This window comes from Delftia sp. S65, from assembly GCF_016516495.1.
GTDB classification, from domain to species: Bacteria; Pseudomonadota; Gammaproteobacteria; order Burkholderiales; family Burkholderiaceae_C; genus Comamonas; species Comamonas acidovorans.
The window spans coordinates 109,098-124,220 of record NZ_JACVUR010000001.1; the positions used below are offsets into that span (position 1 = coordinate 109,098).

The following is a 15,123-nucleotide window of genomic DNA, read 5'->3' on the forward strand; positions in this document are numbered from 1 at the left end:
GCTTATTGCTCCTGAACGGCTGCGCTGGCATCTTCGGCCGCCACGGAGGCTGCGCCGGCCTGTGCATTGCGGCTGCCACCCAGCAGGGCCGCACCGATGAAGTCGCCATTGGTCGGCGGGGGCGCGATGATGACCTGGATCTTGTCCGAGAGCTTGTCGGCCAGCGTCTTCTGGATCAGCAGCGGGTAGCGCGTGACCAGGGTGCCTTCGCGCGCCATCTGCTCGGCGTTGACCTTGCCCAGGCGGTCCATGCGGAAGGCCTCGGCCTCGGCCAGCTTCTGGCGTGCATCGGCTTCGCCGTTGGCCTCGATGCGGCGGGCCTGGGCGCTGCCCTCGGCGGCTTTCACGCGGGCCACGCGCTCGGCCTCGGCCTCCAGCTGGCGCTGCTCGATCTGGCGCTGCTTGAAGGGCAGCACATGCTTCATGGCCTCTTCCTGGGCACGCGCCGCAATCACCTGCTCGCGTGCGGCGGCTTCGGCGGCCACTTCGCGGCGCACCTTGTCGGCATTGGCGTCCAGCTCGGTTTCCTTGACGCGCTTGTCCTTGAGCTCCAGCGTGTAGCGCATCTTCTCGGAGGCCAGCTCCTCGGCCAGCAGGCTGTCCATGCCGCGGCGGTACTCGGCGGGCAGGTCCACCTTGCCGATCTGGATGTTGCGCAGCGTGACGCCGTCGGCCGCCAGGCGCGTGCGCAGTTCCGTTTCCATGATCTGGGCGATCTCGGCGCGCTTGGTCGAGAAGATTTCGCGCACCGTGTAGCGCGCAAACACCTTGTAGACCAGGCCCTGCACGGCGGGCTCCACGATGTCGCCGCCTATGTCCAGAGGCAGGTTGCCGGCCTTGACGGCGGGCGATGCGGGATCAAGCGCATAGCGCACGTTCAGGTCCAGGCCCAGGGACAGGCCCTCGACCGACTGCAGGGGTGCGCTGCCATTGGCCTGGCGCATGGCCTCCGGGCGGTAGCTCTGGTCGCGCAGGGAGAACACGCGCACCGTGTGCAGGCCCGGCACCACCCACACGCTGCCATCGCGCCACAGGCTGACGGAGCCCGTGAACTGGTTCAGGCGCACGCCCAGCGTGCCCTGCTCCAGGTGCTGCACGGGCGGGTTGCGCACCACCACCAGGCCGGCCGCCACCACCACGGCGCCGATGGCCAGCCAGCGCACGGTACGTGCCGTGGGCAGCAGGACTGCCCAGTCCACGGGCTGGCGGCGGGGCGCGTTGCCCGGCAGCGTGCCGGCGTCGGCTGCAGGCTCGGAGGAATCGGCAGAGCCGGCTTCGTCCAGGCGGGCGGACTTGCGGCCCGTCAGGGCCTGCATGATGCGGTTCCAGGTGGCTTTCATGGTGTTCTCTCTCTCGGCTGTGATGGCTGTTGTTGGCTGTTGTTGGCTGTTTCTGAGGCACCGGAAACAGGGGTGGCTCATTGAGGACCGATTGTTCGGATCCACCCCGGAAGCAACAACGCAGCGCACGGACCAAAGCGCTCACACCGGCGGCGCAAACGCTCCGGCCCCGGAAGAAAAACTCACACCCGGGCCGGCGCAGGGCCGAGATAATCCCGCGAACACCGCCACGGCGGCCTCCCCCGACCCCACCACTGCACAGCCCCATGACCCGTATCGCCGTGATCGAAGACGACCTGCCCACCAGCAACCAGTTGGCGGGATGGATACGCAGTGCGCGCAGCGGCATCGTGATCGACCAGTGGTTCACGCGCGACGAGGCCGAGGCCGCCCTGGCCCGCGAACACTACGACGCCGTGGTGCTGGACATCGAGCTGGGCCGCGAGCGCCATGCGGGCGTAGCCCTGATCAACGCCATCAACAAGCTGGGCCAGGGCACGCCGGTGCTGGTGGTCTCGGCCATGCCGGCCGCCATCTACCGCAGCATCATGAAAGCGCTGGACGCCTGGGACTACCTGCAAAAGACCACGTTCGAGGAGGCGGACTTCATCGAGACCTTCCTGGACATCCTGCGCACCACGCAGCGCGCGGCGCCCGTGGCCGCGCAGGCCGCCGCAGCGCCCGCAGGCGACGCCCTGGTGCTGGACCCGCTGTGGCAGCGCACGCCCACCTGGCGCGGCGAGCGCATCAACCTGCCGCTGACGGCCCAGCGCATCCTTGCCACGCTGCACCAGCGCAGCGGCGAAGTGGTGTCCTACGACGAGCTGTTCGAGGTGGTCAAAAGCGGCCGCAACCGCGACAACGTGCGCAAGCACGTCAGCACCATCCGCGAGGCCCTGCGCGAGGTGGACCCGGGCTTCGAAGGCATAGAGAACGTGCCCATGCGCGGCTTTCGCTGGGTGGGCCAGGCCGGCGCCGCCGTCCGCACATGAAGCGCCTGCTCAACCCCAGGCTGGAGCTGCCCCGGCTGGAAGTGCCTCGCCTGGGCCTGGCCGCCTTCCGCCAGCGCATCCTGCTGCGCGGCGTGTTCGTGCTGCTGGCCGTGGCCACGGTGTCCTTGAGCGTGGTGGTGCTCAAGGACGAGAAGGAACGCGCCTGGCAGGCCTACCAGCACGGCTTTGTGCGCAGCCAGGCCGAGGTCATGGCGCGGCTGCGCCATCCTTCGGGCCGGCTGGCCCTGCTCAACGCCGGCCACCTGGGCCAGGGCGTGACGCCGCTGGCGCCGCTGCTGCTGCCCTACGCGGCCATCGACTTCGACGATCCGCAAAAGTCCCAGCAGGCCGTGGAGATGGCCGGCTGCTCGGTACAGTATCCCGATGGCGCCTCGCTGTGCGCAGCCATTGGCAACAACCCCTACGCAGGCGGCTTCATCTATCTGGTGGGCAGCTTCTTCGCAGGCGAGCTGACACCGCGCGAGCGCGGCTCGCGCGAGCCCGCCCAGGCGCACCGCGCCCGCATCACACTGGACATGCGCGGCAGCACCTACCGCTGGATCGCGCCCTATGAGGCCATGCCGCAGCAGGGAAACAAGTCCGGCAACGGCGAGCACGGCCGGCTCACCGGCTTTGTGGACAACGGCACGCCCCAGCTTGAGGCCCGCGCGCGGCCCGTGCGCGATTTCCGTGGCTGGCTCTGGCAGAACGGCCATTGCCGCGACCTGCCGCCTGGCGTGCAGGGCAATGCGGGCAATGACAAGACGTCCCCTGCAGCCGACTGCCTGCGCCGCACGCACTACTCCATCCGCCTGCCGGTCGAGCTGTTCCGCGAAGCCCTGTTCCGCAGGGACGTGCGCCCCGTCTGGCCGCCTGAAGACCTGGGCCGCATGCGTGTGCGAGTGGAAATGCTGGCCCCCGGCGACACGGAGCCGCCGCTGTTCGACAGCAATGCGCCGGGAGCGCAGCTTGCGGCCTCGCTCAACGACATCTCGCGCAGCCTGCTGCCCGGCGAGCGCGTGCAGATCCGCAAGGTGGGTGCCGACGAGGCCAGCGCCATCACCCTCAAGGGCGTGGATGTGCAGGCCGCGCCGTCGGCACCCTGGCTGCTGCGCCTGATCAGCTGGCTGCCGCTGGATGCGGCCGGCGTCTCCGCCGCCACCATGACCCCGGCCGTGCCCACGGGCCAGGACATTCTGGACACGCCCACGGGCAACTACACCGTCAGCTTCACCGGCCACCCGCGCGATGTGGAGCAGGGCCTGGCCGCCGTGGCCACGCGCCTGTCCTGGTACCTGGGCGCCATGCTGGCCGCCATTGCGCTGGCCTGGCTGATCGTCGAGCTGGGGCTGATCCGCCGCGTGACCGCCCTCACCCGGCGCGCCGCCGCCGTGTCGTACAACGTGCAGGACGGCCATGTCGGCCCACGCCTGGGCGACCTCGAAGTGTCGGACCTTCGTGGTTCCGACGAGCTGGGCATTCTGGCCGGCGGACTGGCCGACCTGCTGCAGCGCGTGAAGGACGACCTGCAGCGCGAACAGCTGCGCGCCCAGCAGGAACGCGACATGTGGCATGCCGTGGGCCACGAAATCATGTCGCCCCTGCAATCGCTGATGGTGCTGTACGGCCCCGACGACCCCGGCCACCGCTACGTGCAGCGCATGCAGCAGGCCGTGCATGTGCTCTACGGCACGGCATCGCCGGCCGAGGCGCTGCAGGCCGCCAACGTGCCCGAAGGCCGGCTGGACCTGAACGCCTTCCTGTCCCACGTGGCCGCCAACGCGCACTTTGCGGGCATTGCCAACGTGGTCTACGAAGGCGGGAGCGGGGGCGGGAACAGGGACGTCACGGGCGCCGTGATCGTGCGCGCCGACGAGTTTGCGCTGGAAGACGTGGTCACCCACATCCTGCGCAATGCCGACAGCTACCGGCCCGCGGGCACGGCCATCACGCTGTCGCTGTCGGCCTCGGAGTCCGCCGCCAGCGCCACGCTGCACAACCAGGGCGCCACCATTGCGGAGGACCTGCTGGAGCGCATCTTCGAGCTGGGCGTGTCCGCCCCCCAGGAGCCGGCGGCCGCCGGCGGCGCCGAGCACCGGGGCCAGGGCCTGTTCGTGGCCAGGACCTACATGGCGAAGATGGGCGGCACGATCAAGGCGCACAACACGCGCGATGGCGTGGCCTTCACGCTGACCTTCCAGCGCCTGGGCTGAGGGCCGGGCACCGCCGGCCAGTGCCCCCGGGGCACGGCCGGATGGCCCCGCGAAGGCACAATACGCGGGTGTCCATTCCCCAATCGTTCATCCAGGAATTGCTCTCGCGCGTCGACGTGGTCGATATCGTGGGACGCTACGTGCAGCTCAGGAAGGGCGGCGCCAACTTCATGGGCCTGTGCCCGTTCCACAGCGAGAAGTCGCCCTCCTTCACCGTCAGTCCCAGCAAGCAGTTCTATCACTGCTTTGGCTGCGGCAAGAATGGCAACGCCATCGGCTTTCTGATGGACCATGCCGGCATGGGCTTTGTCGAAGCCGTGCAGGATCTTGCCGGCCAGGTCGGCCTGCAGGTGCCGCAGGACGACATCAGCCCCGCCGAGCGCGAGCGCCAGGCCGCGCAAAAGCAGAAACAGGCCACCCTCACCGACGTGCTGGAGAAGGCAGGCGACGCCTACCGCAAGCACCTCAAGGCATCGCCCCAGGCCATCGACTACCTCAAGCGCCGCGGCGTCTCGGGCGAGACCGCCAAGCGCTTCGGCCTGGGCTACGCGCCTGCGGGCTGGCGGTCGCTGGCCAGCGTGTTCCCGCAGTACGACGATCCCCAGCTCGAAGAATCGGGCCTGGTCATCGTTGGCGAGGGCGACGACAAGCGCTACGACCGCTTCCGCGACCGGCTGATGTTTCCCATCCGCAACGTCAAGGGCGAGTGCATCGGCTTCGGCGGCCGCGTCTTCGGCGACGAGAAGCCCAAATACCTGAATTCGCCCGAAACCCCGGTCTTTCACAAGGGGCGCGAGCTCTACGGCCTCTTCGAGGCCCGCACCGCCCTGCGCGACATGGGTTATGCGCTGGTCACCGAAGGCTATATGGACGTGGTGGCCCTGGCCCAGCTGGGCTTTGCCAACGCCGTCGCCACGCTGGGCACGGCCTGCACGCCCGACCATATTCACAAACTGTTTCGATTTACCGAAGCCGTCGTCTTCAGCTTCGACGGCGACGCGGCAGGTCGGCGCGCCGCGCGCAAGGCGCTCGATGCCGCCCTGCCCTATGCCAGCGACACGCGCAGCGTCAAATTCCTCTTCCTGCCCGCCGAGCATGATCCGGACAGCTTCATCCGCGAGTACGGCAGCGAAGCCTTTGCCCGCTACGTGGGCGACGCGCTGCCGTTGAGCCGCTTTCTCATCGAAGCCGCCAGCGAAGGCTGCGACCTGGGCCAGGCCGAAGGCCGCGCCCACATGGCCAGCAATGCCCGCCCGCTGTGGACGGCACTGCCCGACGGCGCGCTCAAGCGCCAGCTGCTGGGCGAGATCGCCGAACTCGTGCAGCTGGATGCGCGCGATCTCTCGGACCTGTGGTCGCAGGAAGCCGCCCGCAGCGGCCCCGCACGGGGCTCCATGGCCGGTGGCGCCCACCATCCGGGCCAGGCCAGCCATGCACCGGCCGCGGCCGACTGGGGCCAGCCGGCCGAATACAACGCGCCTTCGGGCTGGCCCGAGGGGGGCAGCCAGGGCGGCGGCACGGGCGGCTGGCGCGCAGGCGAGCCCGGGCGCGGCGGCAAAAAGCCCTGGCCGCGCAAGCCCTGGGACAAGAATGGCCGCAGCGACTTCAACCCGCCGCCCATGGGGCCGCGCGTAGCCCCCGCCACGCGCACGGACCAGGCGGCGCGCCTGCTCATGGCGCACATGGAGTTCATGGAAGAACTCACCCACGAAGACTTCGAGGCGCTGGCGCGCTGCGCCGCCGGGCACGGCGCGCTGTTCCGCTGGATGGAAGCACAGTTCCAGGAATCCGGCCCCCGGCCCTTCGCCGTGCTGCGCGAGCAACTGCGCGGCCTGCCCCATGAGGTGCTGGCCGACAAGCTGATGAGCGGCCCCCACGCCCATCCCGAAGGCGAGCTGTCCGAGCTGCGCCGCGAGCTGCGCGGCGTGCTCAACCGCATCGTCATCGACCACATCAAGGCCCAGATCGACGAAGCCGTGCGCGACATGGCACGGGACCCCAGCGCCGCCCAGCGCTATCGCGATCTCTTTGCCCGACAGCAGGTCCTGGAAAACCAGATGCGTACTTCCTCTTGAAATCGAGGTAAGCAGATATAATTAGGGGCTATCGGCAAGAGCGACAGCAGCACCTCCGGACCGGGCCCCGTGAAGAACTCACGTGATTGCAGCAACTGCACGGCCCAATTTCCCGCAAGGACTGCACACCAAATGTTCGCCCAGACATCTTGCCTGGAACGTTTTTCGCTTCCCTGGCGGACCTAGTCCGTCCGCGCGTGCGCCTAGGCGGCGCTTGTTTGAGTTTCCCTTTGTGTGTGTTCGCTCCTGACCGTGAGGTGTTCATGCCCGTTTCAAAGTCCGTGAAGTCCAAGCAGGCCCCCGAAGCTCCAGCGAAGCCCAAGACTTCGACAACCTCTTCAGCCCCGGCCAAGGCCGGTGCCGGCAAAGCCGCTGCAGGACCGAAGAGCGCCGCATCTGCGGCCAAAGCAAAGAAAGATACCGACGTGGTAACCAAGTCCCAAGCCGAACTCAAAGCCATGGCCGACGAGCTGCTCGCCGCCGCGACCCCCAAGCGCGGCCGCAAGAAGGCAGCCGAAGGCGACGACGCCCCCGCCCAGACCGAAAAGAAGCCTGCCGCCGCCAAGAAGGCGCCGGCCAAGGCAGCCGCAAGCTCCACCGCCGCTGCCAAGACCCCCGCCAAGCGCGGCCGCAAGCCCAAGGCCAAGGAAGGCGGCGACGACATCGATGATGCCGATCTGTCCGATATCGATGGCGACATCGACGGCGAAGGTGAAGGCGAGTCCGAGGTCGAGACCGAAGTGGAAGTCGAGGTCGAGACCACTTCGGCCCCGGCCGAAAAGGTCAAGCCCCTGCGCATGAAGATCAGCAAGGCCAAGGAACGCGCCTTGATGAAGGAATTCGGCCTGGACGAAACCGTCCTGACCGAAGAGGAAATGTCCACCCGCCGCCAGCGCCTGAAGGCGCTGATCAAGCTGGGCAAGACGCGCGGCTACCTGACGCACAGCGAAATCAACGACCACCTGCCCGACAAGCTGGTCGATGCCGAGACGCTGGAAGTCGTGATCTCCATGCTCAACGACATGGGCGTGGCCGTCTACGAGCAGACTCCCGATGCGGAAACCCTGCTGCTGAACAACACGGGCCAGTCCGCCACCACCGAAGAGGAAGCCGAGGAAGAAGCCGAAGCCGCCCTGTCCACGGTGGACTCCGAGTTCGGCCGCACCACCGACCCCGTGCGCATGTACATGCGCGAAATGGGCACGGTCGAGCTGCTGACGCGCGAAGGCGAAATCGAAATCGCCAAGCGCATCGAAGGCGGCCTGATGGACATGATGGAGGCCATCTCGGCCTCGCCTGCCACCATCGCCGAGATCCTGGCCATGTCCGAGGAAATCCGCGAAGGCAAGGTCGTCATCTCCACCATCGTCGACGGCTTCGTCAACGCCAATGAGAACGACGACTACGTGGCCGAAGAAGACTTCGACGAATACGACGAAGAGGATGACGACGACGGCAAGGGCGGCTCCAAGGCGCTGACCAAGAAGCTCGAAGAACTCAAGAACGAGGCGCTGCGCCGCTTCGACGCCATGCGCGAGAACTTCGACAAGATGCACAAGGTGTACGACAAGGACGGCTACGGCACGCCCGTGTACATGAAGGTGCAGAAGGCCCTGACCGAAGAGCTGATGACCATCCGCTTCACGGCCAAGACCATCGAGAAGCTGTGCGACCTCGTGCGCGCCCAGGTGGATGACGTGCGCAAGAAGGAACGCGAGCTGCGCAAGATCATCGTGGACAAGTGCGGCATGCCGCAGGAGACCTTCATCGCCCAGTTCCCGCCCAACCTGCTGAACCTGCAGTGGGTGGTGCAGCAGGTCGCGGCCGGCAAGCCCTGGAGCAACGTGCTCGAGCGCAACATCCCGCCCGTGCAGGAGCTGCAGCAGAACCTGATCGACCTGCAATCGCGCGTGGTCGTGCCGCTGGACGAGCTCAAGCGCATCAACAAGCGCATGAACGATGGCGAGCGCGCCAGCCGTGACGCCAAGAAGGAGATGATCGAGGCCAACCTGCGCCTGGTGATCTCCATCGCCAAGAAGTACACGAACCGTGGCCTGCAGTTCCTGGACCTGATCCAGGAAGGCAACATCGGCCTGATGAAGGCGGTGGACAAGTTCGAATACCGTCGCGGCTACAAGTTCTCGACCTATGCCACGTGGTGGATCCGCCAGGCCATCACGCGCTCGATCGCCGACCAGGCGCGCACCATCCGTATCCCGGTGCACATGATCGAGACCATCAACAAGATGAACCGCATCTCGCGCCAGCATCTGCAGGAGTTCGGCTTCGAGCCCGATGCGTCCATCCTGGCGGCCAAGATGGAGATCCCCGAGGACAAGATCCGCAAGATCATGAAGATCGCCAAGGAGCCGATCTCCATGGAAACGCCGATCGGCGACGACGACGATTCGCACCTGGGCGACTTCATCGAGGACACCAACAACACCGCTCCCGTGGACGCCGCCATGCAGGCCGGCCTGCGCGACGTGGTCAAGGACATCCTCGACGGCCTCACCCCGCGCGAAGCCAAGGTGCTGCGCATGCGCTTCGGCATCGAAATGTCCACCGACCACACGCTGGAAGAAGTGGGCAAGCAGTTCGACGTCACGCGCGAACGCATCCGCCAGATCGAGGCCAAGGCCCTGCGCAAGCTCAAGCACCCGAGCCGCTCGGACAAGCTGCGCAGCTTCATCGACTCGCTGTAAGGCGCTGTGGATGCCGGCCCCCCCGGGCCGGCAAACGCCCCCTGGAAAGCCCCGCACTCCCCTGCGGGGCTTTTTGTTTGTGGCGGGCCATCTGCCGGGCAGGGCGACGGTGGCGCGATAGACTGCCGCCTTTGTCTGCATGGGCAACAGCATGGCTCTCGAAATCGAACGCAAATACCTGGTGGCCGACCCTGGCATCGTGGCAGGCCTGACGGGCGTGCGCATGGCGCAGGGATACATCGCCGACAACGGCATGTGGGTGCGGGTGCGCATCGCCGGAGACACCGGATTTCTCACGCTCAAGGGCCCGGCACGCGGCATGAGCCGGGCCGAATTCGAATACCGGATCCCGCTGGCCGATGCCGAGACGCTGCTGGCCCAGCACTGCGCACATGGCGCCATCGACAAGGTGCGCTACATCGTGCCGGTGGACGGCTTCGACTTCGAGGTCGATGTGTTCGAAGGCCCCCTGGCCGGCCTGGTCACGGCAGAGATCGAACTGGCCAGCGAGGATATCCAGCCGCCATCGCCCGCCTGGCTGGGCGCGGAGGTCACCTCCGACCTGCGCTACAGCAATTCGCAACTGGCCAAGACCCGGCAGTTGCCTTCGCCGGCCGTGCTGCCGGGTTGACGCAGGACGGCCCTGTGGACGCCCCGGGGCTATAGGGACTGACTGCCGGGACTGACTGCCGGAACTGCCTGCGCCGTGCAGCAGTTCAGCCGCCGGCGCGGTCCAGGGCCATGGCCTGCACCTGCAATCCGGAGCCCTCGCGCAGCGGCTGCAGACCGCCCTGCGCCCGGAAGCCATGCGCCAGATACAGCCGCATGGCGGGAGAGTCTGCTGCGGTCACGCCCAGCCGCACACGCTGCATGCCCATCTGCCAGGCCCAGGCGACGGCCTGCGCCAGCAGCGCCTGGCCCGCGCCCCGGCCACGCGCGGCAGGATCGACCCACATCTGAAAGAGGTCGGCCACGCCGGGCTCGTCGGCACACAGCTTGCACCAGACCAGGCCGCAGGCCTGTTCGCCGTTGACAGCGAAGAGCACCCTGTCCCTGCCCCCGGCAGCAGCGGCCTGCAGCCGTGCAGCCCAGTCCGCGTCCGCCCTTGCAGCCTCTGCCGCCCAGGTGCTGCCGAAGGCGTCGGGGGCATCGCGCAGGGCACGCAGGCGGATATCGCGGTACTGCGGCCATTCATGGGGATCAACGGGGCGGATGGAGATCATGGAGCTTTGTGCGTCAGGCAAAGGGGTTGGGAAAGAGAACCTCAGCCCCGGCCATGCCGGGCTGCGAGCACCGCCAGCATACGGAAGAAGGCGGCACCGATCTCCTCCTCGCAGACGCAGGCGTATCCCAGCAGCAGGCCGCGCCGCTTGTGCGGGCCTGCGTAATAGCGCGACAGCGGCTTGACGAAGATGCCCGCCTGCCGGAGATCCTCGGCAAGCGCCACATCGTCGTCCTGGCCCGGCAGCTGCATCACGAAATGCAGGCCTGCGCTGCTTTCCACCCAGGGCAGGTGGTCGGCGCCCAGGTAGCGCTCGATCAGGGACAGCAGCATGCGGCGGCGCTTGCCGTAGAGCAGGCGCATCTTGCGGATGTGGGCGGCGTAGTGGCCTTCGGTGATCAACTCGGCAATCACCTGCTGGGGCAGCTGGTGCCCCTCGCGGTACAGCTCGGAATGGATGCGCCGCAGGGGCTCGGCCAGCGCCGGTGGCAGCACCATGTAGCCCATGCGCAGCCCCGGATAGAGGGTTTTGCTGAAGGTGCCTATGTAGATCACGGGCGCACCCTCCTCCATGCCCTGCATGCTGGGCACGGGACTGCCGGAGAAGCGGAATTCGCTGTCGTAGTCGTCCTCCACGATCCAGGCGCCCACGCGGCGCGCATAGGCAATCAGCGCACGGCGCCGGGCCATGCTCATGACGGCGCCCAAGGGATATTGGTGCGAGGGCGTGACGAAAATCAGCCGGGGCGCGGGCAGGCCTTCGGGCAGTTGCATGCCCTCCTCGTCCACGGGCACGCTGTGCAGGTGCAGCCCGTGCTGCATGCGCAGCACGTTGGCAATGCCCCAGTAGCCGGGCTCCTCCATCCACACGCAGTCGCCGGGATCGGCAAGGCTGCGCACCACCAGGTCGATGGCCTGGTGCACGCCTTCGGTGATCAGCACCTGGCCCGGCCCGCAGTCCACGGAGCGCGCCACGCGCAGGTGCTCGGCCAGGGCCTGCTTGAGCGCGTCCACGCCGCCGCGCGTGCCGTAGGTCAGCAGTTGCGGCCCGGCGTGGCGCAGCAGGCGGTTGTGGATGCGCGCATAGGTGGCGCGCGGAAATTCGGTCACGTCGGGCACGCCGGGCATGAAGGCGCCCCATTGCTGCTCGGAGGCCTGGGCCGTTTTCAGCAGGGCCTGCGCCTGTGCAGACAGGCCGCCGCCCGGTGCGGGCGCCGCAGCGGTGGCGCGGCGTGCGGGCGCACGCCCGCCGCTCAGCAGCAAGGCCGCAGGCAGGGTGTCCACCACATGCGTGCCCCGCCCCACCTGGCTGCGCACATAGCCCTCCACCTGCAGCTGCTCATAGGCGTGGTTGACGGTGTTGCGCGACACGCCCAGCTCGCGCGCCAGGTCACGCGAGGCAGGCAGACGGCTGCGCGGCAACAGGGCCCCGCTGTCTATGGCCTGGCGGATGGCCAGGTACAGGCCCCGGTTGAGATGGGTGCGGTCGCCGCCCAGCCCGCGCCAGTCCATCTGGAGGATGAGATCCGCGCACACGGAGGGTTTTGCCATGCCTGCCTTGGTGGAGTGAGGATAGAGGTGGAGGTGGAGGCGCGCTCAATTGGCACCACCATCTTTTCAAAAGATGGCTCCAGTCATGGAACCAATGGCCACTATAACGGGAAGCCTTGCATCCCCATCAACGGAGAACCCTCTCATGTCCAGCGCCACCGCCTCTTCCCCGAACCAGCAACTCCAGAACCGGCGCAACGCCGCCATGCCGCGCGGCGTGGGCGTGATGTGCGGCTTCCATGCCGTGCAGGCCGACAACGCCCTGCTGACCGATGCCGAGGGCCGGCAGTACATCGATTTCGCGGCCGGCATTGCCGTGCTCAACACGGGCCATCGCCATCCGCGCGTGGTCCAGGCCGTGCAGCAGCAACTGGAGCGCTTCACGCACACGGCCTTCCAGATCGTTCCCTACGAAAGCGCGATTGCGCTGGCCGAGCGCATCAATGCGCTGGCGCCCATCGACGGCCCGGCCAAGACCGCCTTCTTCACCACGGGCGCCGAGGCCGTGGAGAACGCCGTCAAGATCGCGCGCCATGCCACGGGCCGCTCGGCCGTGATCGCCTTCCAGGGCGCCTTCCATGGCCGCACCCAGCTGGGCATGGCACTGACGGGCAAGGTGGCACCCTACAAGCAGGGCTTCGGCCCCATGCCGGGCGAAGTCTTCCACGCGCCCTTCCCCGGCGAGCAGGCCGGCGTGAGCGTGCAGCAGTCGCTGGACGCCATTGCCATGCTTCTCAAGACCTCGGTGGACCCGCAGCGCGTGGCCGCCATCATCGTGGAGCCCGTCCAGGGCGAAGGGGGCTTTCACCCCGTGCCTGCCGCCCTGTTCACCGGCCTGCGCCAGCTGTGCGACCAGCACGGCATGCTGCTGATCGCCGACGAGGTGCAGACCGGCTTCGCTCGCACGGGCAAGCTGTTCGCCATGGAGCACTACGGCGTGCAGCCCGACCTGATCACCATGGCCAAGAGCCTGGGCGGCGGCCTGCCGATCTCGGGCGTGGTGGGCCGCGCGGCCATCATGGACGCACCCCACCCCGGCGGCCTGGGCGGCACCTATGCCGCCAACCCGCTGGCCGTGGCCGCGGCCCATGCCGTGCTCGACGTGATCGATGAAGAACGGCTGTGCGAGCGCGCCCATGCACTGGGCAACCAGCTGCGCGCGCGCCTGCAAGCCCTGCAGGCGCAGGATGCCGGCATTGCCGACGTGCGCGGACTGGGCTCGATGCTGGCCGTGGAGTTCCGCCTTCCCGGCAGCGGCGAGCCCGATGCGCAGCGCGTGGCCGCCGTCGTCCGGCACGCGCAGGAGCAGGGCCTGCTGCTGCTGACCTGCGGCCTGTACGGCAACGCCATCCGCTTTCTCTATCCGCTGACGATTCCACAGCCGCTGTTCGCCAGGGCCCTGGACATCATCGACAGCGCCATCACCCAGAACGCGTCCCAGCCAGTCGCCGCCTGAATCCCCATCCCAGCCACACCCTGCTGCACCATGAGTCTTTCACTGCAACGCCCCGATCTGTTCCGCCAGGCCTGCCTGCTCGCCGAGGGCTGGCGAGCCGTGGGCTCCGGCCCCGCCATCGACGTCTTCAACCCCGCCACGGGCGAGCGCCTGGGCCAGGTACCCACCCTGCAGGCCGGCGAGACCGAAGCCGCCATTGCCGCCGCACAGCGCGCCCTGCCCGCCTGGGCCGCGCTGACGGGCAAGCAGCGCGCCGGCATCCTGCGCCGCTGGTTCGACCTGATGCTGGCGCACCAGGACGATCTGGCGCGGCTGATGACCCTGGAGCAGGGCAAGCCCCTGGCCGAGGCACGCGGCGAGATCGCCTACGCGGCCTCCTTCATCGAATGGTTTGCCGAGGAAGGCAAGCGCGTGGACGGAGAACTGCTGCAGTCGCCCACGGCCGGCCAGCAGCTGCTCACGCTGCGCGAGCCCATTGGCGTGTGCGCCGCCATCACGCCCTGGAACTTCCCGGCCGCCATGATCACGCGCAAGGCCGGCCCGGCGCTGGCCGCCGGCTGCACCATGCTGGTCAAGCCGGCCGAAAGCACGCCCTTCACCGCACTGGCCCTGGGCGTGCTGGCCCAGGAGGCCGGCATTCCCGCCGGCGTCTTCCAGGTGCTGACCGGCCACCCGCAGGACATCGGCCAGGCGCTGACCCAAAGCCCCGTGGTGCGCAAGCTCAGCTTCACGGGCTCCACGGCCACCGGGCGGCTGCTGATGCGCCAGTGCAGCGACACGGTCAAGAAGCTGTCGCTGGAGCTGGGCGGCAATGCGCCGCTGATCGTGTTCGACGATGCCGATATCGACCAGGCCGTGGCCGGCATCCTGGCCTCCAAGTTCCGCAACGCCGGCCAGACCTGCGTATGCGCCAACCGCATCTATGTGCAGGACGGCATCCACGACGAACTGGCCCGCCGCCTGGCCCGTGCCATGGCGGGCTTCAAGGTCGGCAACGGCCTGGAGCCCGGCGTGACGCATGGCCCGCTGATCAACGAGGCCGCCGTGCAGAAGGTGGAAAGCCATGTGGCCGACGCGCTGTCCAAGGGCGCACGCCTGCTGGCCGGTGGCAGGCGCCCGGTGCCGGGCAAGCTGTTCTTCGAGCCCACGCTGCTGGCCGATGTGAACGACAGCATGCGGGTCTGCGAGGAAGAGACCTTCGGCCCGCTGGCGCCGCTGTTCCGTTTCCACGACGAGGACGAAGTAGTGCGCCGCGCCAACGACACCATCTACGGCCTGGCCGCCTATCTGTTCACCAACGACAACCGCCGCATCTGGCGCGTATCGCGTGCGCTGGAGTACGGCATGGTGGGCATCAATACCGGCCTGATCTCCAACGAGGTCGCGCCCTTCGGCGGCGTCAAGCAGTCCGGCCTGGGCCGCGAGGGCTCGCGCCACGGCATCGAGGAATACCTGGAAACCAAGTACCTGTGCCTGCAGACGGCATGAGCACGGTATGAGCACGGCATGAGGACGGCCTGAAGTCCGCAGTGCCTCCCGGCAGGGAAGACAGCATGGGCCCTTGACGGC

Annotated in this window: 10 protein-coding genes; 7 read left to right on the top strand and 3 right to left on the bottom strand. The window is 68.1% G+C overall.

Annotated elements, in window-relative coordinates:
- Positions 1–2 precede the first annotated feature (2 nt).
- A complete protein-coding gene (locus IAE24_RS00450; RefSeq protein WP_199960077.1) occupies positions 3–1,340 on the bottom strand; it encodes an SPFH domain-containing protein in 1,338 nt (445 codons plus the stop codon).
- 266 nt (positions 1,341–1,606) lie between these two features.
- Here IAE24_RS00450 and IAE24_RS00455 point away from each other — a divergent pair, with 266 nt between their 5' ends.
- From IAE24_RS00455 to IAE24_RS00475, 5 genes are all read left to right on the top strand, one after another.
- Positions 1,607–2,332, top strand: coding sequence for a response regulator transcription factor (locus tag IAE24_RS00455; protein ID WP_012206841.1), 726 nt, complete (start codon positions 1,607–1,609; stop codon positions 2,330–2,332).
- On the top strand, positions 2,329–4,545 hold the full coding sequence (locus IAE24_RS00460) for a sensor histidine kinase (RefSeq protein ID WP_199960078.1): 2,217 nt from the start codon (positions 2,329–2,331) through the stop codon (positions 4,543–4,545). Before IAE24_RS00455 ends, IAE24_RS00460 begins: the two co-directional genes overlap by 4 nt.
- A 41-nt stretch (positions 4,546–4,586) precedes the next feature.
- Positions 4,587–6,620 (top strand): DNA primase, encoded by a 2,034-nt coding sequence (dnaG, locus tag IAE24_RS00465; protein ID WP_199960079.1) that lies wholly within the window; start codon positions 4,587–4,589, stop codon positions 6,618–6,620.
- 263 nt (positions 6,621–6,883) lie between these two features.
- Positions 6,884–9,325, top strand: a complete 2,442-nt coding sequence (gene rpoD, locus IAE24_RS00470) for an RNA polymerase sigma factor RpoD (RefSeq protein ID WP_013801152.1) — start codon at positions 6,884–6,886, stop codon at positions 9,323–9,325.
- 151 nt (positions 9,326–9,476) lie between these two features.
- Entirely contained in the window at positions 9,477–9,956 is a 480-nt protein-coding gene (locus IAE24_RS00475) for a CYTH domain-containing protein (protein ID WP_199960080.1), read from the top strand.
- A gap of 85 nt (positions 9,957–10,041) precedes the next feature.
- Here the strand turns inward: IAE24_RS00475 and IAE24_RS00480 are convergent, their stop codons facing one another.
- Together IAE24_RS00480 and pdxR are read right to left on the bottom strand one after the other, a co-directional pair.
- Entirely contained in the window at positions 10,042–10,548 is a 507-nt protein-coding gene (locus IAE24_RS00480; protein ID WP_199960081.1) for a GNAT family N-acetyltransferase, read from the bottom strand.
- A gap of 41 nt (positions 10,549–10,589) precedes the next feature.
- A complete protein-coding gene (gene pdxR, locus IAE24_RS00485; RefSeq protein WP_043819137.1) occupies positions 10,590–12,098 on the bottom strand; it encodes a MocR-like pyridoxine biosynthesis transcription factor PdxR in 1,509 nt (502 codons plus the stop codon).
- Between the two features lie 145 nt (positions 12,099–12,243).
- Between pdxR and gabT the strand changes: the two genes are divergently transcribed.
- Together gabT and IAE24_RS00495 are read left to right on the top strand one after the other, a co-directional pair.
- Entirely contained in the window at positions 12,244–13,554 is a 1,311-nt protein-coding gene (gabT, locus tag IAE24_RS00490) for a 4-aminobutyrate--2-oxoglutarate transaminase (protein ID WP_199960082.1), read from the top strand.
- Positions 13,555–13,584: 30 nt separating this feature from the next.
- Positions 13,585–15,042, top strand: a complete 1,458-nt coding sequence (locus IAE24_RS00495; RefSeq protein WP_199960083.1) for an NAD-dependent succinate-semialdehyde dehydrogenase — start codon at positions 13,585–13,587, stop codon at positions 15,040–15,042.
- Positions 15,043–15,123: the final 81 nt, after the last annotated feature.